This is a genomic window from Paraburkholderia sp. BL25I1N1, assembly GCF_003002025.1.
Lineage (GTDB): Bacteria > Pseudomonadota > Gammaproteobacteria > Burkholderiales > Burkholderiaceae > Paraburkholderia.
In genome coordinates this window covers 175,002-190,456 of sequence record NZ_PVZB01000015.1, presented here as the reverse complement: position 1 = coordinate 190,456, position 15,455 = coordinate 175,002, and the positions used below count along the sequence as shown (strand labels likewise).

Below are 15,455 nucleotides of genomic sequence, written 5' to 3'. Positions count from 1 at the left end.
GGCATAGGCGGGACGCTGTTGGTTCGCCCCGACAATGCGAAGCCGGTTTCTTGCACTGCGGCATCGGCGCGCGGCGACCCTCCGAGCGGCTCGCGCACCTGTTTAGGGCGTGGTTAGAGGGCGGTCAGCGCACAGTTAGCGTTTTCCATCCCTTGCAACCTGAATTGCGGCGCACCATGATTAATTGAGAATCGCGCGTCCCGCGCGAAGGGAGAAAAATCATGGCGAGCTACCAGAAAATCCTGCTGTGCTACGACGGCTCGCGCGAAGGCCGCAAAGCACTCCGTTGCGGCGCCGACCTGGCGTTGGATCTGAAAGCGGAAACCCATTTGCTTTCCGTCGTCGACATGCGCTCGAGTATTGCGCAAAGCGCGGGCCTGCTGACCGACGTGGCCTGTGGCAGTTTCGAAAAGACCGCGCGCGACATTCTGCAGGAAGGCGTCGATTGGCTCACCGAGCGAGGCGTCACCGCACAAGGGCATTTTGCATTCGGCCATCCGATCGATGAGATCGCCACCCTCGCCAATGAACTGCATGTCGACCTGGTCGTGGTCGGCCACCGTTGCCGCACGGGTTTGTCGCGATGGTGGATGGGCGCGGGCAATACGCCGCTGCTCGACCGTGTCTCGTGCAGCATTCTGGTGGCGTGTTCTTCGGCGCAGGAGCAGCAGCAAGCGGCGGCTTGATGCGCATGTCGCCATTGTGGGCGGTTGGCTGGCGGCCGGGTACTCCGGCCTCACTACCCGGTGGCCTCGACGCCATAACGAAGTCGCTGAACGACTCGCCGCGACTCGCCGCGACTCGCCAAATAATTGGCGCGATCACGGGATCCGCGCCCAAACAAAGCCGACCTGCCGCGATCACTCGTTCAGATTCACCGCGGCCAGCTTCCACGTGAATATCCCTTCGCGCTGAAAGATCGCTGAGTAACGCGCGTCGCCGGCGCCATGCTGGTACGTGACGACAAACTCGTTGAGCCCACGATAGCCCGCGCTAGTCTGCGGCGGTTGCGGGGGCGTGGCGTTGGCATTCCCATTCGCCGCGTTGCCGGCAGGAGGCGCTGCCGGCGCCGGTGCGGTCGCGGCGGCGTCGGACGGTTTGTTCGCGGCCGGCGGCGCGGGCGGCCGCTCACCCGGATCGCCGCGCGGCGGCATGCCGTTCAGCAAGGCCGCGACACCGTCCGGTGTGGCGTAGGCATCCACGAGCGGGCCAATCAATGCGACGCCGATCATCGCGCCAATGGCGGCCAATGGATTGCCGTTGCTGTGCGCGCCAAGCCGGCGTGTCAGCAGGCCGGCGACCTGTTCCTTGAGGCTCTCACGCAACGCGGGGAAGTCGACGTACTGATTGACCGTTTGCGCGTCGCGCGCATCGGCCGCGCGTTTGAGATTGTTCAGCGCGATGTACGGCGACGCATAAGCAAACCCCAGTGCGGCGATCACCACGATCACGACGAGTGTGACGATCAGCGGCTTTGTGGCGCCGCCTCTGCTGCCGCGTTGAGTATGTTTCGGAACTGCCATCGAGTGGGACTCTCCATCAGGTGTGATCTAACGTGGACCACGGCCACGCGAAAACGATCCCACGCAATGCAATCTCTCGCCGCCCGCTCAAGACAGGGTCATCACGACTCGAACACCGCGCCATGGACGTTGGCTTCGTCGGCGATGCAGCGGTCGATCATGCGGCAAACTGCGTCCATCGTGCCGACCATGATGAGACGCGACGGCCCGTGATAGACCCGCACCGGTGCGCGACGCGCCGGTTCAGCCGTATTCAGGCCGGAATTCAACGACACGCGGGCAAACGCCGGCAACGACGAAGGCAAGCTCGACGCAGCCTCGGGCGAGTCGAACAGCGACGGTGTGCTGCGCGTGGCCGCCTCGATCAATGAGCAGGGCACCAGCTTGCGAAGGTGACGCAGACGACCGAACTGGCGAAAGGGCAGCAGGCGGGCAAGACGTTCCATGAGACTCTCCAGACGATGCAACGTTGATGCGGCGTTGATGCAGTGTCGATGCGACATTGACGCGGCTTTTTATTCTGTTGAACGCGCAAAAGGGTTAGAACTGGGTTAGAACTCGCCGGGGCGGATCAGCCCCACGGCGATACCCTCCAGCGCGAACTCCGCACTGCCGGTTTCAACGAAGATGTTTTCGTAATCGGGGTTCTCGGCGATCAGTTCGAGCCCGTTCGGCCGGCGCTTCAGGCGCTTGACCGTGACGTCGTCGCCGAGCCGGGCAATGATGATCTGACCGTCTTTCGCTTCGCTGCGCTTCTGCACCGCGAGCAGGTCGCCGTCGAAGATGCCCGCGTCGCGCATGGACAGCCCGCGCACCTTCAGCAGGTAATCGGGCTTGCTCGAGAACAGCGCCGGGTCGCACGCGTAGTGCTGCGAGATATGTTCCTGCGCGAGGATCGGGCTGCCGGCGGCAACGCGCCCGATCAGCGGCAGCGACAGTTGCATGATGCTGGCGTGCGGCAGCGTGAACTGGTGCGGCGAGTCTTCCGGACCGGCCAGCAGGCGAATGCCGCGCGATGCGCCGGCCGCGAGTTCGATCACGCCCTTGCGAGCGAGCGCGCGCAGATGTTCTTCTGCCGAATTGGCCGAGCTGAAACCCAGCTCGGCGGCGATCTCCGCGCGGGTGGGCGGAAAGCCGGTGCGTTCGATAGCCCTGCGGATCAGATCGAAAACCTGCTGCTGTCGTGCGGTGAGTTTGGTCATGGCGCCACTGTATGTATGAACAGGTGGCTGTATTTTTATACAGTATTCGGCGCAATTCAAGCTTTACTTTAAGTTCGGGGCGAAGGGTGGCGTTCCGGCGTCGTCAGGCGATGCTTCAACACCCGTTTTCGCGCCGCAACGCCTTATCCAGCTGTCATTACCACTTTTGAGTATTAAAGAATGAAGAAACATTATTTTTAATGATGAAAGCCCTTCGATAGACTGGGCCTCCAGTTGACGTTCATGTGCACGTGACCGCGACGCAAGATGACACCACACGCTGTTTCAGCGGACAACGCGGAGAAAGTTGACATGAATCACCAAGGTACGGGGCTGGCAGGCAGGACGAAGAAACTGATCGCGGCGCTCGCATTGGGCGCGGCGGGCGCGCTCGGTGTGATGGCGCAGGCGCACGCCGCCGACACGACGCTGCTGAACGTCTCCTACGACCCGACGCGTGAGTTGTATCAGGACGTCAACCAGGCGTTCGGCAAGGAGTGGAAGGCGAAGACGGGCGAGACGATCACCTTCAAGCAGTCGCACGGCGGCTCGGGCGCCCAGGCGCGCTCGGTGCTCGACGGTCTGCAGGCCGACGTGGTGACGCTGGCGCTCGCCTACGACATCGACGCACTGGCCAACAAGGGTTTGCTGGACAAGGGCTGGCAGAAGCGCTTGCCGGATAACGCCTCGCCGTACACGTCGACGATCGTGTTTCTGGTGCGCAAGGGCAACCCGAAGCACATCAAGGATTGGGACGATCTGATCAAGCCGGGTGTGTCGATCGTGACGCCGAACCCGAAGACGTCGGGCGGCGCGCGCTGGAACTACCTCGCGGCGTGGGCGTACGCCGAGCATCAACCGGGCGGCAATGATCAGAAGGCGAAAGAATTCGTCGGCAAGCTGTACAAGAATGCCGGCGTGCTGGATTCGGGCGCGCGCGGCGCGACCACCAGCTTCGTGCAACGCGGTATTGGCGACGTGCTGATCGCATGGGAAAACGAAGCCTTCCTGTCGCTCAAGGAATTTGGTCCGGAGAAGTTCGAGATCGTGGTGCCGTCGGTCAGCATTCTGGCGGAGCCACCGGTCGCCGTGGTGGACAAGGTCGTCGACAAGCATGGCACGCGCAAGGTCGCGGAGGCTTACCTGAACTTCCTGTATAGCGAGCAAGGCCAGGAGATCGCCGCGAAGAACTTCTACCGTCCGCGTTCGAACAAGGTGCCGGCCGAGCTGACCGCCAAGTTTCCGAAGCTGAAGCTGTACACGGTGGACGATTCGTTCGGCGGCTGGACCAACGCGCAGAAAACGCACTTTGCCGACGGCGGCGTGTTCGATTCGATCTATCAGCCGCAGTAACAAGCCCGCTGCCGGAATCGGCAAAGGTATAGGCAAAGGTATAGGCAAAGGCATAGACATAGGCAGCACGACGCGGCGACGTGTCACTCCCGAGCGCGCCCCATGGGGCGCGCTTTTGGCCGCCAGGGCCCGGCGGCCGGCAATACGAGCATCAACCTGAACGAGTAACGAGCATGACGACGTTGACCTTCCGAAAACCGAGCGCGTTGCCCGGTTTTGGCCTGACACTCGGCATCACGGTGGCTTATCTGAGCCTCGTGGTGCTGATTCCGCTTGCGGCGACCTTTCTCAAGACCGCCACGCTCGACTGGAGCCAGTTCGTGCGCGCGGTGAGTTCGCCGCGCGTGCTCGCGTCGTATCGGCTCACCTTCTTTTCCGCGCTCGGCGGCGCGCTGATCAATGCGGTGTTCGGCTTTCTGGTGGCGTGGGTGCTGGTGCGCTACACGTTTCCGTTCAAGCGCATTGTCGATGCCGTGGTCGATCTGCCGTTCGCGCTGCCCACCTCGGTCGCGGGTATTTCGCTCGCGGCCGTGTACGCGGGCAACGGCTGGATCGGGCAGTTCCTCGAGCCGCTCGGCCTGAAGATCGCGTTCACGCCGGCGGGCGTGCTGGTCGCGCTGACTTTCATCGGTTTGCCGTTCGTGGTGCGCACGGTGCAGCCGGTGCTCGAAGAGTTCGAACGCGAGCAGGAAGAGGCGGCGGCGTGCCTGGGCGCATCGCGCTGGCTGACGTTTCGCCGCGTGGTGTTGCCGGCGGTGTTTCCGGCTCTGCTGACGGGCTTCGCGCTGGCATTCGCGCGCGCGCTCGGCGAATACGGCTCGGTGATTTTCATCGCCGGCAACGTGCCGATGAAGTCGGAAATCACGTCGCTGCTCATCATCACCAAGCTCGAGCAATACGACTACGCGGGTGCGACTGCGATCGCGGTCGTGATGCTGGTCGTGTCGTTCCTGATGCTGCTCTTTATCAATACCTTGCAGTGGTATCTGCAGCGCCGCACGAGTCGTGGGGGGGCGGGCCCGGCGCCTGCTGCCGCGAGTGTCGCGGCGATCGGTGTCGGCGGAGGTGCGCAATGAGCCGCGATTCCGTGAAGAACGCAGGTACTGCCGCAACCGTGGCCGTGGCGCCGCGCGCGCCGCTGAACGTCGCGCGCCGGCCCGATCCGGTCACCGAACCGCCTGTCGTGCGCTGGATTCTGACTGCCGTCGCGCTGCTGTTTCTCGCGCTGTTTCTCGTCGTGCCGCTCGCCGCCGTGTTCTATCAGGCGTTGAACAAGGGGCTCGGCTTCTATCTGGAATCGCTCGCCGATCCGGACGCGCTCTCGGCGATCAAGCTCACGGTGATCACCGCCGCGATCGCGGTGCCGCTGAACCTCGTGTTCGGCCTCGTGGCTTCGTGGTGTATCGCCAAGTTCGAGTTCCGCGGCAAGGCGCTGCTGACCACGCTGATCGATCTGCCGTTCTCGGTGTCGCCGGTGATCTCGGGCTTGATCTATGTCTTGATGTTCGGCGCGCAGGGCTGGTTCGGCCCGTGGCTGCAGGACCACAACGTGCAGATCATTTTCGCGGTGCCGGGCATCGTGATGGCAACGATCTTCGTCACGTTCCCGTTCGTCGCGCGCGAACTGATTCCGTTGATGCAGGCGCAAGGCAACGACGAAGAAGAAGCCGCGCACGTGCTCGGCGCGTCGGGCTGGCAGATCTTCCGCCGCGTCACGCTGCCCAACGTCAAATGGGGCCTGCTGTACGGCGTGATTCTGTGTAACGCGCGGGCGATGGGCGAGTTCGGCGCGGTGTCGGTGGTGTCGGGCCATATTCGCGGCCAGACCGACACGATGCCGCTGCACGTCGAAATCCTCTACAACGAATACAACTTCTCGGCGGCGTTCGCCGTGGCGTCGGTGCTGGCTCTGCTCGCACTCGTGACGCTCGGCCTGAAGCTGCTCGCCGAGCGCCATATGTCGGCGGAACTGTCGGCCGCGCGCGATGTGCCCGCATACGCAGGTCCCGTTACGCCTGCGGCCAATCCAACAAGCGCAACACCCGCAACAAGCGCATCACACACAACGCAAGCAACGCATGCACCGCAGCAACACCCGCTCAAGCAAGGAGAGCTGTAATGGGTATCACCGTTCGTAACCTGCAGAAGCGCTTCGGCGATTTCGTCGCGCTCGATAACGTCTCGCTCGACTTTCCGCCGGGCGAACTGGTTGCGCTGCTCGGGCCGTCGGGTTGTGGCAAGACGACCTTGCTGCGCGTGATCGCGGGACTCGAATACGCCGACGGCGGCCAGGTCGTGCTGCAAGGCCAGGACGTGGCGACGGTCGGCGCGCGCGAGCGGGAAGTGGGCTTCGTGTTCCAGCATTACGCGCTGTTCCGCCATATGACGGTGTTCGAGAACGTGGCCTTCGGCTTGCGGGTGAAGCCGCGCAAGGAGCGCCCCTCGGAAGCGGTGATCCGCGAGAAGGTGCATGAACTGCTCAAGCTCGTGCAGCTCGACTGGCTCGCGCAACGCTATCCGTCGGAACTGTCGGGTGGCCAGCGGCAACGTATCGCGCTCGCGCGCGCGTTGGCCGTCGAACCGAAAGTGCTGCTGCTCGACGAACCGTTCGGCGCGCTGGATGCGAAGGTGCGCAAGGAACTGCGCAGCTGGCTGCGTCGTCTGCACGACGATCTGCATATCTCGACGATTTTCGTCACGCACGATCAGGAAGAAGCGCTTGAAGTGGCTGACCGTATCGTCGTGCTGAATCGCGGGCACGTGGAGCAGGTGGGCAGTCCGCAGGACGTGTACGACCATCCGCAAACCTCGTTCGTCTACGAGTTTCTCGGCGCGGCGAATCGCCTGCACGGCAACGTCGATGCAAGCGGTTTCGTGGTGGACGGCGCGGCGTTGCCGGTTTCCATCAAGGCCGATTTCAGCGGCCCCGCGTTCGCCTATGTGCGTCCGCACGATCTGCAGTTGTACCCGCAGGCGTCGGGGCATCGCGAAGGCATCGTCGTCGACGTGCGGCGCGTGGTGACACTGGGCGGCTCCGTGCGGGTCGAACTCGCGGGCCGCGAGGGCAATCTGCTCGAGGCCGAACTCGATCGCGAAGCGTGGCGCGATCTGCAGCTCTCGATCGGCGACGGCGTGACCGCGGTGCCGCGCGCCTTGCGTGTGTTTCCAGCGCAGTGAGCGCAGCGCAGTCAGGCGCGCAGCGACAGCAACACGACCCGGCGTTTCAAACGAACTCAAATAACTCAACTCTGGCCGAACCGGAGACATCAAGATGAATTTTCAGCAATTGCGCTTTGTGCGCGAAGCCGTGCGTCAGAACATGAATCTGACCGAGGTGGCGAACGTGCTGTACACGTCACAGTCGGGCGTATCGAAACAGATCAAGGATCTGGAGGACGAACTCGGTGTCGACATTTTCATTCGACGCGGCAAGCGCCTCACGGGCCTCACCGAGCCGGGCAAGGCCGTACATCAACTGATCGAGCGGATGCTGCTCGACGCGGAGAATCTGCGCCGCGTCGCGCGCCAGTACGCCGATCAGGATAGCGGCCACCTCGTCGTGGCGACCACCCATACGCAGGCGCGCTACGCGTTGCCGAAAGTGATCCGTCAATTCACCGAGGTGTTCCCGAAAGTGCATCTGGCGCTGCGTCAGGGCAGCCCGCAACAGATCGCGCAGATGATCATCAACGGCGAAGCGGACATCGGCATCTCCACCGAAGCGCTCGACCGTTTCCCGGATATCGTCACGTTCCCGTGCTATTCATGGCATCACGTCGTGGTCGTGCCGAAGGATCATCCGCTGGTGGGCCGGCCGAATCTGACGCTCGACGAAATCGCCGAATTCCCAATCGTCACTTACGATCAGGACTTCACGGGCCGCTCGCATATCGACCAGGCGTTCGCGAAAGCGGGCGCGTTGCCCGACGTCGTGCTGACCGCGATCGACGCCGACGTGATCAAGACCTACGTCGAGCTCGGCATGGGCATCGGCGTGGTCGCGGCGATGGCCTACGATCCGAAGCGCGATACGGAACTGGTCGCGCTCGACACGCAGCATCTGTTCGAAGCGAGCACCACGCGGGTCGGTTTGCGCAAGGGCGCGTTCCTGCGCGCGTACGCGTACCGGTTGATCGAGATGTTCGCGCCGCAATTGAACGAAGCGGATATCGCCGCGCAATTGCGCGAAGCGGTTTGATAGATGCGCCGGATCGTCGCGGTCCGGCGCAACGCCGAACGCTGCCGCACCATCGCGGCGGCCGGTTAGTGCGAACTTCATGCGGGCTGCGGCTGGCCCCGGTGCAGACGCCGCGCAAACGTGTGGCGCCAAAGCGCCGGCCTCATGTAACCCCGAAACGAACGGACATCCGTTTTTTCACGCATGGCGGCGCGCGGCGCATCGCTTACAATCGCCGCCATGAATACTTCGACTTCTTCTTCCGCTATACCTTCAAACGAAGGCACCACGCCACTGCTGCCGCGCATCGTCGTGCTGGCGACCGGCGGCACGATTGCCGGCGCGGCCGCGAGCGCCACCAACACCTCGGGTTATCAGGCCGGTGTGATCGGCGTCGAGCAATTGCTGGCCGTCGTGCCGGCCTTGTCGACGGTGGCGCGCATGGAGAGCGAGCAGATTGCCAGCGTCGACAGCAAGGACATGGCGATGCCGCTTTGGACCACGCTCGCGCAACGCATCAACACGCTGCTCGCCGACGATGAGATCGACGGCGTGGTGGTCACGCACGGCACCGACACGCTCGAAGAAACCGCCTACCTGCTGCATCTCACCGTCAAGTCGGACAAGCCGGTCGTGCTGACGGCGGCCATGCGTCCGGCTTCGGCGCTGTCCGCCGATGGCCCGCTGAATCTGCTGAACGCCGTGACGGTCGCGGCGCAGGCGAGTTCGCGCGGGCAGGGCGTGCTGGTGGCCTTCAACAACAAGATCCATAGCGCGCGTGACGTGGTCAAGACGAGCACCTATGCGGTCGACGCGTTTCACTCGCCCGAAATCGGCGCGCTCGGCTGGGTGCAGGACGGCCGCGTCGAGTTCCAGCGCGGCGTTGTGCGTCCGCATACGCTCGCAACCGAGTTCGTGATCGGCGCGACGTGGCCGCATGTGGAAATCGTCGTGAGCTACGCGGGCGTGTCGCGCATTGCCGTCGATGCGTTGGTTGCCGCGGGTGTGCGCGGCATCGTCGTGGCGGGCACGGGCAATGGCTCGATTCACGCCTCGGTGCAGCAGGCGCTCGCCGATGCCGCCTCGCAAGGCGTCGCGGTGGTGCGTGCGTCGCGCGTGGGATCGGGGCACGTGATGCGCAACGGCGCGGCCGCCGACGACGCACTCGGCTTCGTCAGCGCGGGTTCGCTGAATCCGTACAAGGCGCGCGTGCTGCTGATGCTGGCATTGGCCGCGGGCGCAACGGGGCCGGTGGCGTTGCAGAAGATTTTCGATACGTACTGAGCGATGCAGCGCTGAGCATTCAGCGCATGACGCTTAAATGACAACGCGGCGCCCAGGTCATCGACCGGAGCGCCGCGTTGTCGTTTCAGCTTGCGGTTTCTCGCTAGCGCCGAAAAGGCGACGCCTGCACGCTGTTAGTTCGCCAGATCTGGCGGCAACTTCCCGCCGTTTGCTGCCAGCGCCACCATCACCTGTTTATGCAGCCAGATGTTCATGCTTGCCGAATCGTTCGTGTCGCCGGTGTACTTCAGTTCCCTGGCGAGTTCCTTGCGATGATCGAGGCTGCTGTCGACGCCGAGCGCCTTCAGCGTGTCGACGATCGACGTGCGCCAGTTCAACGTTTGACCGCTCTCGCTCACGAACTGGTCCATGACGACAGCGACGTCGACGTCGGCCAGCGGCGCGGGCGCCGGGGCGGCCGACGGTGCAGCAGCCTGCGCCGCGGCCGGATCCGGTGTCGGCTCGACAGCGGGCGCGGGCTGGTCCGGTTTCGCTTTGCCAAAGAGCTTATGTACGATGTCACCAAAGATGCTCATTCTGAATCCTTTGCAGAGGGGTTACTGGCGCAAGCACATTCCGCTCACGGGTTGAACACTGGTTGGGAATCGGGCGAATGAAACAGCGGGCACGCGTTGCCATGACCGGCAAGCCGCACTTGAACGCCGACACGCCCGCAACCAGACTCAACGAGTGTAGGAGAAAAGCGCGGACCGATGTGTCAAAAAAGGTCGAGCAAAGGGGACGGAGTTGCAAGCAAATGCAAGCAGACTTGCGGGCATGCGTACGAGGGGAGCGGCAAAGAGACATGCCGGTGAGCGGCGTGCGTGACGCACCCGCTGCGAGAGTTTGGCCGAAAAAGCATAAACATCGCTAAACATTGAAATCCGACAGCCGGACACCCGACGACGACGTCTGACCGACCAAGGCTTCCCCGGCGCCGCCGGGTGCCGCTGCGGACCCCACTTGCCGCTCTCAGCCCAGAGCGGCACGATTTGCCCGTTCCGCCGTGCATGCCGCACGACGAACCGGGCGCCCCACCTGCGACTGCCATGACGTTGATAGTGCAACGATCAGGGCAGTCCGTATCACTGCCTCAAGCCGCCTTGGCTTCGCTGCCCGGCGCTTGCGCGACTTCGAAATTCGCCATGATTTCGAGTGCGCGCACCATTGCCGAGTGGTCCCATGCCTTGCCGCCATTCGCCGCGCACACGCTGAACAGTTGCTGCGCGCTTGCCGTATGCGGCAGGGCGATGCCGAGCTTGCGCGCGCCGTCGAGTGCGAGGTTCAGATCCTTCTGGTGCAATTCGATGCGGAAGCCCGGATCGAACTTGCGCTTGGTCATGCGCTCGCCGTGCACTTCGAGAATCCGCGATGACGCGAAGCCGCCCATCAAAGCCTTGCGCACACGTTCCGGATCGGCGCCCGAGCGCGAGGCGAACAGCAGCGCTTCGGCCACGGCTTCGATATTCAGCGCGACGATGATCTGGTTCGCGACCTTGCAGGTCTGGCCCGCGCCGTTGTCGCCGATCAGCGAGATGTTCTTGCCCATCAGTTCGAACAGCGGCCTGGCCGTGGCGAAGGCCTTTTCCGGGCCGCCCACCATGATCGTCAGCGACGCTTCGCGCGCGCCGACTTCGCCTCCTGAAACCGGCGCATCCAGGTAGTCGACGCCGAGCGCATTGATCTTCTTCGCGAACGCTTGCGTGTCGAGCGGCGAGATCGAGCTCATGTCGATCACGAGCTTGCCTTGCGAAAGGCCGGCGGCGACGCCGTCGTCGGCGAACAGCACGTTGGCGACATCAGGCGTGTCCGGCACCATGATGATCACGATATCGGCCGCCTGCGCGACAGCGGTCGAATTGGCGACGACGCTCGTCGTTTTGCTCAGATCTTCCGGCACCGGGTACGCGCCATTCACGAACAGCGAGTGACCGCCCTTGATGAGGTTGCGCGCCATGTGCGCGCCCATGATGCCGAGGCCGATAAAACCGATCTTTGCCATGTGTCTAAATCTCCAGTGTTGTTTGGGGTCCCTCGTGGGACTTCCTTCGGGCGTCGAGCGCCTGATCCCGCCCGGCAACCAGGCGATGCGACGCTCAGGCGGCGGCGTGCGCCGCGCCGCGGGTTTGCCCGGCCACGCTCTGCACCCAGCCGAGGCCGGCGGTGGTCGTCGTGCGCGGTTTGTATTCGCAGCCGACGTAGCCGTCATAGCCGAGCGAGTCGAGCAGATCGAACAGGAACGGGTAGTTGATTTCGCCGGTGCCCGGTTCGTTGCGGCCCGGGTTGTCGGCGAGCTGGATGTGCGCGATTTGCGGCAGGTTCTTTTTGATGGTCGCCGCGAGTTCACCTTCCATCCGTTGCATGTGATAGATGTCGTACTGCAGGAACAGATTGTCCGAACCGACTGCGCGGATCACGTCGAGACCTTCGGCCGAACGGTTCAGTGCGAAGCCAGGAATGTCATAAGAATTGCACGGCTCGACCAGCAGCTTGATGCCGGCCTTCTTCAGTTCGCCCGCGGCGAAGCGCAGGTTGTCGACGATGGTCGAGCGCGCCTTGTCCGCATCCACGCCGGCCGTCGGAATGCCGACGAGGCAGTTCAGTTGCGGCACCTTCAGTGCTTTCGCGTATTCGATCGCGCGGCCGACGCCTTCCCGGAATTCGCTCACGCGATGCGGCAGGCAAGCGATGCCACGTTCGCCGGCTTCCCAGTTGCCCGCGGGCAGGTTGTGCAGCACCAGCTTCAGGCGGTTCTGCTGCAGACGCTCGCTCAATTCAGCGATCTGAAACGGATACGGAAACAGAAATTCGACGGCGTGAAAGCCCGCGTCCGCAGCGGCCGCAAAGCGGTCGAGGAACGGGACTTCGTTGAACAGCATGGTGAGATTCGCTGCAAATTTCGGCATGGTGCGTCTGTCTCTCTGGTCGGTCAGTGGAATAACTTCGTGAGGCGGTTCGGTGTTGCTGAACCGCGCTCACGTGATGCTCATCGTTTCGCTGCGTCAGGCCACTCAGTCGAGCATGCTGATCGCGGTCGGCGCGTCTTCGCGCTTCGTGGCCAGTTCTTCGAACTCGTTGATTGCGTCGATTTCGGTGCCCATCGAGATGTTGGTCACACGTTCGAGAATCACTTCGACGATCACCGGCACGTTGAACTCGGAGAGCATCGATTGCGCCTTCAGCAGCGCGGGCTTCAGTTCTTCCGGCTTGAACACGCGGATCGCCTTGCAACCCAGACCTTCGGCGACCGCGACGTGATCCACGCCGTAGCCGTTCATCTCCGGTGCGTTGATGTTCTCGAAGCCGAGCTGCACGCAGAAGTCCATGTCGAACGCGCGCTGTGCCTGGCGGATCAGGCCGAGGTACGAATTGTTCACCACCACATGCACGTACGGCAGCTTGAATTGCGCGCCGGCGGCCAGTTCTTCGATCATGAACTGGAAGTCGTAGTCGCCCGAGAGCGCCACGATCGGACGCTGCGGGTCAGCCGCACGCACGCCGAGCGCCGCCGGAATCGTCCAGCCGAGCGGACCCGCCTGGCCGCAGTTGATCCAGTTGCGCGCCTTGTAGACGTGCAGGAACTGTGCGCCGGCGATCTGCGAGAGACCGATCGTGCTCACGTAGCACGTGTCGCGGCCGAACACCTGGTTCATCTCTTCGTAGACGCGCTGCGGCTTCATCGGCACGTTGTCGAAGTGCGTCTTGCGGTGCATCGTGCGCTTGCGTTCCTGGCAGTCGGCGACCCACGCGCTACGGTCCTTCAGCTTGCCCGCGGCCTTCCATTCCTTTGCCACTTCGACGAACAGTTCGAGCGCGGCCTTCGCGTCCGACACGATGCCCAGATCCGGGCCGAACACGCGGCCAATCTGTGTCGGTTCGATATCGACGTGCACGAACTTGCGGCCCTTCGTGTACACCTCGACGCTGCCCGTGTGACGGTTCGCCCAGCGGTTGCCGATGCCGAGCACGAAGTCGGAGGCAAGCATCGTCGCGTTGCCGTAGCGGTGCGAGGTTTGCAGGCCGACCATGCCGGCCATCAGCGGATGGTCGTCGGGAATCGCGCCCCACGACATCAGCGTCGGAATCACCGGCACGCCGATGGTTTCAGCGAACGCGACGAGCAGATCTTCCGCGGCCGCGTTCAGCACGCCGCCACCCGAGACGATCAGCGGCTTGTCCGAGTTGTTCAGCAAGGTGAGCGCAGCTTCGATCTGCTTGCGCGTCGCCTTCGGCTTGTAGACCGGCAGCGGTTCGTACGTGTCGATGTCGAATTCGATTTCGGCGAGTTGCACGTCGATCGGCAGATCGACCAGCACCGGACCCGGACGGCCTGAGCGCATCAGGTGGAAAGCCTGCTGGAACACGCGCGGCACCAGCGCCGGTTCACGCACGGTGACGGCCCACTTGGTTACCGGCTTGGCGATCGATTCGATATCGACGGCCTGGAAATCTTCCTTGTACAGACGCGCGCGCGGCGCCTGGCCCGTGATAGCCAGAATAGGAATGGAGTCGGCCTGAGCCGAGTACAAACCGGTGATCATGTCGGTGCCGGCCGGGCCCGACGTGCCGATACACACGCCGATGTTGCCCGGTTGAGCGCGCGTATAGCCTTCGGCCATATGCGACGCGCCTTCGACGTGGCGGGCCAGCACGTGGCTGATGTTGCCTGCCTTGCGCATGGCCGAGTAGAACGGGTTGATCGCTGCGCCCGGAACGCCGAATGCGGTGTCGATGCCCTCTTTTTCGAGCACCAGCACCGCTGCGTCGACGGCTCTCATCTTGGCCATGAATGTCTCCTGAATGTCTTGGGAATGGGCGAATTAAAAGTGTTGAGTGCACTTTAGGCCTGACGGAAAGGTTTGATAAGATCAGTCCGGGTCGCTTATTTCGAAACAAAAAGTATGGAATGACCCGCGCACTGGCATCGGGACTGGCAGCAGGGAGACAAAAATGGATCGCTTCAAACAGATCGAAACCTTCGTGCGTGTCGCGGATGCCGGCAGCCTGGCGGCGGCCGCGCTGGAGGAGGGCGTGTCGCCGGTGATTCTGGGTCGCCGCATCGACGCGCTGGAAAAGCGCCTCGGCGTCAAACTCATGTACCGCTCGACGCGGCGGCTGGTCGTCAGCGAAGACGGCGCCGCGTTTCTCGAGCGCTGCCGGGGTCTGCTCACCGAATGGGATCAGGCGGAAAACGAGCTCAGCGCCGGGCGGCGCGCCGTGAACGGCCATCTGATCGTGTCGGCGCCGGCGGCGTTCGGGCGCAAGCACGTCGCGCCGCTCGCGCCGGTGTTTCTCGCCGACAAGCCGGAATTACAGGTGTCGTTCAATCTGACTGACCGGGTAGTGGATCTGGTACGCGAGGGTTACGACCTGTCGATCCGGATCGGCGGCGCGGTCGATCCGAACTTCGTCGCGGTCAAACTGGCGTCGAACCGGCGCGTGGTGTGCGGCACGCCGGAGTATTTTCGCCAGCACGGCAGACCGAAAACGCTCGAAGATCTGCCGCAGCACAACTGTCTCGCGTTCAATCTGCAAGGCGGACAAAACCGCGGCTGGTATTTCCGCCGCAACGGCAAGCTGGCGACGGTGCGGGTGGGCGGCACGCTCGACTGCAACGACGGTGAATTGCTGCACCGCTGGGTGTCGGAAGGTCTCGGGCTCGGCTGGCGCTCCACGTGGGAGATCCAGCAGCAGCTGGCGCGCGGCGAGCTGGAAACCGTGCTCGACGAGTTCGCGCTGCCCGACTACGACATTCTCGCCGTCTACCCGCAGCAGCGGTACGTGCCGGCGAAGGTGCGGTACTTCATCGATTATCTGAAAGAGGTCTACGCCAGCGAGGATTACTGGAACCGCCCGGCTTACTAGCCGCTGCCGCATCCGGGCGCGCCGGCGGTTCGGCCGGATTTTTTGCGGATT

The 15,455-nt window shown here is 63.4% G+C and carries 15 protein-coding genes; 8 read left to right on the top strand and 7 right to left on the bottom strand.

Annotated features, from left to right (window positions below; all coding sequences use genetic code 11):
• Positions 1 to 221: 221 nt before the first annotated feature.
• A complete protein-coding gene (locus tag B0G73_RS23200; RefSeq protein ID WP_106283588.1) occupies positions 222 to 686 on the top strand; it encodes a universal stress protein in 465 nt (154 codons plus the stop codon).
• Positions 687 to 860: 174 nt separating this feature from the next.
• On the opposite strand, the gene B0G73_RS23195 is transcribed toward B0G73_RS23200, so the two are convergent.
• The 3 genes from B0G73_RS23195 to lexA all read right to left on the bottom strand — a co-directional run bounded on the left by B0G73_RS23195 (position 861) and on the right by lexA (position 2,725).
• On the bottom strand, positions 861 to 1,523 hold the full coding sequence (locus tag B0G73_RS23195; protein WP_106283587.1) for a DUF2939 domain-containing protein: 663 nt from the start codon (positions 1,521 to 1,523) through the stop codon (positions 861 to 863).
• 101 nt (positions 1,524 to 1,624) lie between these two features.
• The gene (locus B0G73_RS23190; protein ID WP_106283586.1) at positions 1,625 to 1,969 is read right to left on the bottom strand and encodes a hypothetical protein; all 345 of its coding nucleotides are present in this window, start codon (positions 1,967 to 1,969) and stop codon (positions 1,625 to 1,627) included.
• 105 nt (positions 1,970 to 2,074) lie between these two features.
• On the bottom strand, positions 2,075 to 2,725 hold the full coding sequence (lexA, locus tag B0G73_RS23185; RefSeq protein ID WP_012432789.1) for a transcriptional repressor LexA: 651 nt from the start codon (positions 2,723 to 2,725) through the stop codon (positions 2,075 to 2,077).
• A gap of 312 nt (positions 2,726 to 3,037) precedes the next feature.
• Here lexA and B0G73_RS23180 point away from each other — a divergent pair, with 312 nt between their 5' ends.
• From B0G73_RS23180 to B0G73_RS23155, 6 genes are all read left to right on the top strand, one after another.
• Positions 3,038 to 4,078, top strand: coding sequence for a sulfate ABC transporter substrate-binding protein (locus B0G73_RS23180; protein WP_106283585.1), 1,041 nt, complete (start codon positions 3,038 to 3,040; stop codon positions 4,076 to 4,078).
• Between the two features lie 173 nt (positions 4,079 to 4,251).
• Entirely contained in the window at positions 4,252 to 5,154 is a 903-nt protein-coding gene (gene cysT / locus B0G73_RS23175) for a sulfate ABC transporter permease subunit CysT (protein WP_106283584.1), read from the top strand.
• Complete coding sequence (gene cysW, locus B0G73_RS23170) at positions 5,151 to 6,197, top strand: sulfate ABC transporter permease subunit CysW (protein WP_106283583.1); 1,047 nt, start codon at positions 5,151 to 5,153, stop codon at positions 6,195 to 6,197. The genes cysT and cysW overlap by 4 nt, the downstream gene beginning before the upstream one ends.
• The gene (locus B0G73_RS23165; protein ID WP_012432793.1) at positions 6,197 to 7,255 is read left to right on the top strand and encodes a sulfate/molybdate ABC transporter ATP-binding protein; all 1,059 of its coding nucleotides are present in this window, start codon (positions 6,197 to 6,199) and stop codon (positions 7,253 to 7,255) included. The genes cysW and B0G73_RS23165 overlap by 1 nt, the downstream gene beginning before the upstream one ends.
• Before the next feature lie 94 nt (positions 7,256 to 7,349).
• Complete coding sequence (locus B0G73_RS23160; RefSeq protein WP_106283582.1) at positions 7,350 to 8,276, top strand: CysB family HTH-type transcriptional regulator; 927 nt, start codon at positions 7,350 to 7,352, stop codon at positions 8,274 to 8,276.
• Positions 8,277 to 8,495: 219 nt separating this feature from the next.
• On the top strand, positions 8,496 to 9,539 hold the full coding sequence (locus B0G73_RS23155) for an asparaginase (protein ID WP_106283653.1): 1,044 nt from the start codon (positions 8,496 to 8,498) through the stop codon (positions 9,537 to 9,539).
• Positions 9,540 to 9,673: 134 nt separating this feature from the next.
• On the opposite strand, the gene B0G73_RS23150 is transcribed toward B0G73_RS23155, so the two are convergent.
• The 4 genes from B0G73_RS23150 to gcl form a co-directional block, all read right to left on the bottom strand.
• Positions 9,674 to 10,075 (bottom strand): DUF3597 domain-containing protein, encoded by a 402-nt coding sequence (locus B0G73_RS23150; RefSeq protein ID WP_106283581.1) that lies wholly within the window; start codon positions 10,073 to 10,075, stop codon positions 9,674 to 9,676.
• 557 nt (positions 10,076 to 10,632) lie between these two features.
• The gene (locus B0G73_RS23145) at positions 10,633 to 11,541 is read right to left on the bottom strand and encodes a 2-hydroxy-3-oxopropionate reductase (RefSeq protein WP_106283580.1); all 909 of its coding nucleotides are present in this window, start codon (positions 11,539 to 11,541) and stop codon (positions 10,633 to 10,635) included.
• A 94-nt stretch (positions 11,542 to 11,635) separates the two neighbouring features.
• Entirely contained in the window at positions 11,636 to 12,445 is an 810-nt protein-coding gene (hyi, locus tag B0G73_RS23140) for a hydroxypyruvate isomerase (protein WP_106283579.1), read from the bottom strand.
• A gap of 105 nt (positions 12,446 to 12,550) precedes the next feature.
• Positions 12,551 to 14,326 carry a glyoxylate carboligase gene (gcl, locus tag B0G73_RS23135; RefSeq protein ID WP_106283578.1) on the bottom strand — a complete coding sequence of 592 codons (1,776 nt, stop codon included), beginning with the start codon at positions 14,324 to 14,326 and terminating at the stop codon, positions 12,551 to 12,553.
• Between the two features lie 163 nt (positions 14,327 to 14,489).
• Between gcl and B0G73_RS23130 the strand changes: the two genes are divergently transcribed.
• Positions 14,490 to 15,404: a LysR family transcriptional regulator gene (locus B0G73_RS23130; protein WP_012432799.1), complete on the top strand. Its 915-nt coding sequence runs from the start codon at positions 14,490 to 14,492 to the stop codon at positions 15,402 to 15,404.
• Positions 15,405 to 15,455 lie beyond the last annotated feature (51 nt).

Excerpts from the sequence above, each read along its gene's own strand:
- B0G73_RS23200 (WP_106283588.1), top strand. The coding sequence starts at position 222 with ATGGCGAGCTACCAGAAAATCCTGCTGTGCTACGACGGCTCGCGCGAA.
- B0G73_RS23190 (WP_106283586.1), bottom strand. The coding sequence starts at position 1,969 with ATGGAACGTCTTGCCCGCCTGCTGCCCTTTCGCCAGTTCGGTCGTCTG.
- cysW (WP_106283583.1), top strand. The coding sequence starts at position 5,151 with ATGAGCCGCGATTCCGTGAAGAACGCAGGTACTGCCGCAACCGTGGCC.
- lexA (WP_012432789.1), bottom strand. The coding sequence starts at position 2,725 with ATGACCAAACTCACCGCACGACAGCAGCAGGTTTTCGATCTGATCCGC.
- B0G73_RS23150 (WP_106283581.1), bottom strand. The coding sequence starts at position 10,075 with ATGAGCATCTTTGGTGACATCGTACATAAGCTCTTTGGCAAAGCGAAA.
- B0G73_RS23195 (WP_106283587.1), bottom strand. The coding sequence starts at position 1,523 with ATGGCAGTTCCGAAACATACTCAACGCGGCAGCAGAGGCGGCGCCACA.
- B0G73_RS23130 (WP_012432799.1), top strand. The coding sequence starts at position 14,490 with ATGGATCGCTTCAAACAGATCGAAACCTTCGTGCGTGTCGCGGATGCC.
- hyi (WP_106283579.1), bottom strand. The coding sequence starts at position 12,445 with ATGCCGAAATTTGCAGCGAATCTCACCATGCTGTTCAACGAAGTCCCG.
- B0G73_RS23180 (WP_106283585.1), top strand. The coding sequence starts at position 3,038 with ATGAATCACCAAGGTACGGGGCTGGCAGGCAGGACGAAGAAACTGATC.
- B0G73_RS23160 (WP_106283582.1), top strand. The coding sequence starts at position 7,350 with ATGAATTTTCAGCAATTGCGCTTTGTGCGCGAAGCCGTGCGTCAGAAC.
- gcl (WP_106283578.1), bottom strand. The coding sequence starts at position 14,326 with ATGGCCAAGATGAGAGCCGTCGACGCAGCGGTGCTGGTGCTCGAAAAA.
- B0G73_RS23165 (WP_012432793.1), top strand. The coding sequence starts at position 6,197 with ATGGGTATCACCGTTCGTAACCTGCAGAAGCGCTTCGGCGATTTCGTC.
- cysT (WP_106283584.1), top strand. The coding sequence starts at position 4,252 with ATGACGACGTTGACCTTCCGAAAACCGAGCGCGTTGCCCGGTTTTGGC.
- B0G73_RS23155 (WP_106283653.1), top strand. The coding sequence starts at position 8,496 with ATGAATACTTCGACTTCTTCTTCCGCTATACCTTCAAACGAAGGCACC.
- B0G73_RS23145 (WP_106283580.1), bottom strand. The coding sequence starts at position 11,541 with ATGGCAAAGATCGGTTTTATCGGCCTCGGCATCATGGGCGCGCACATG.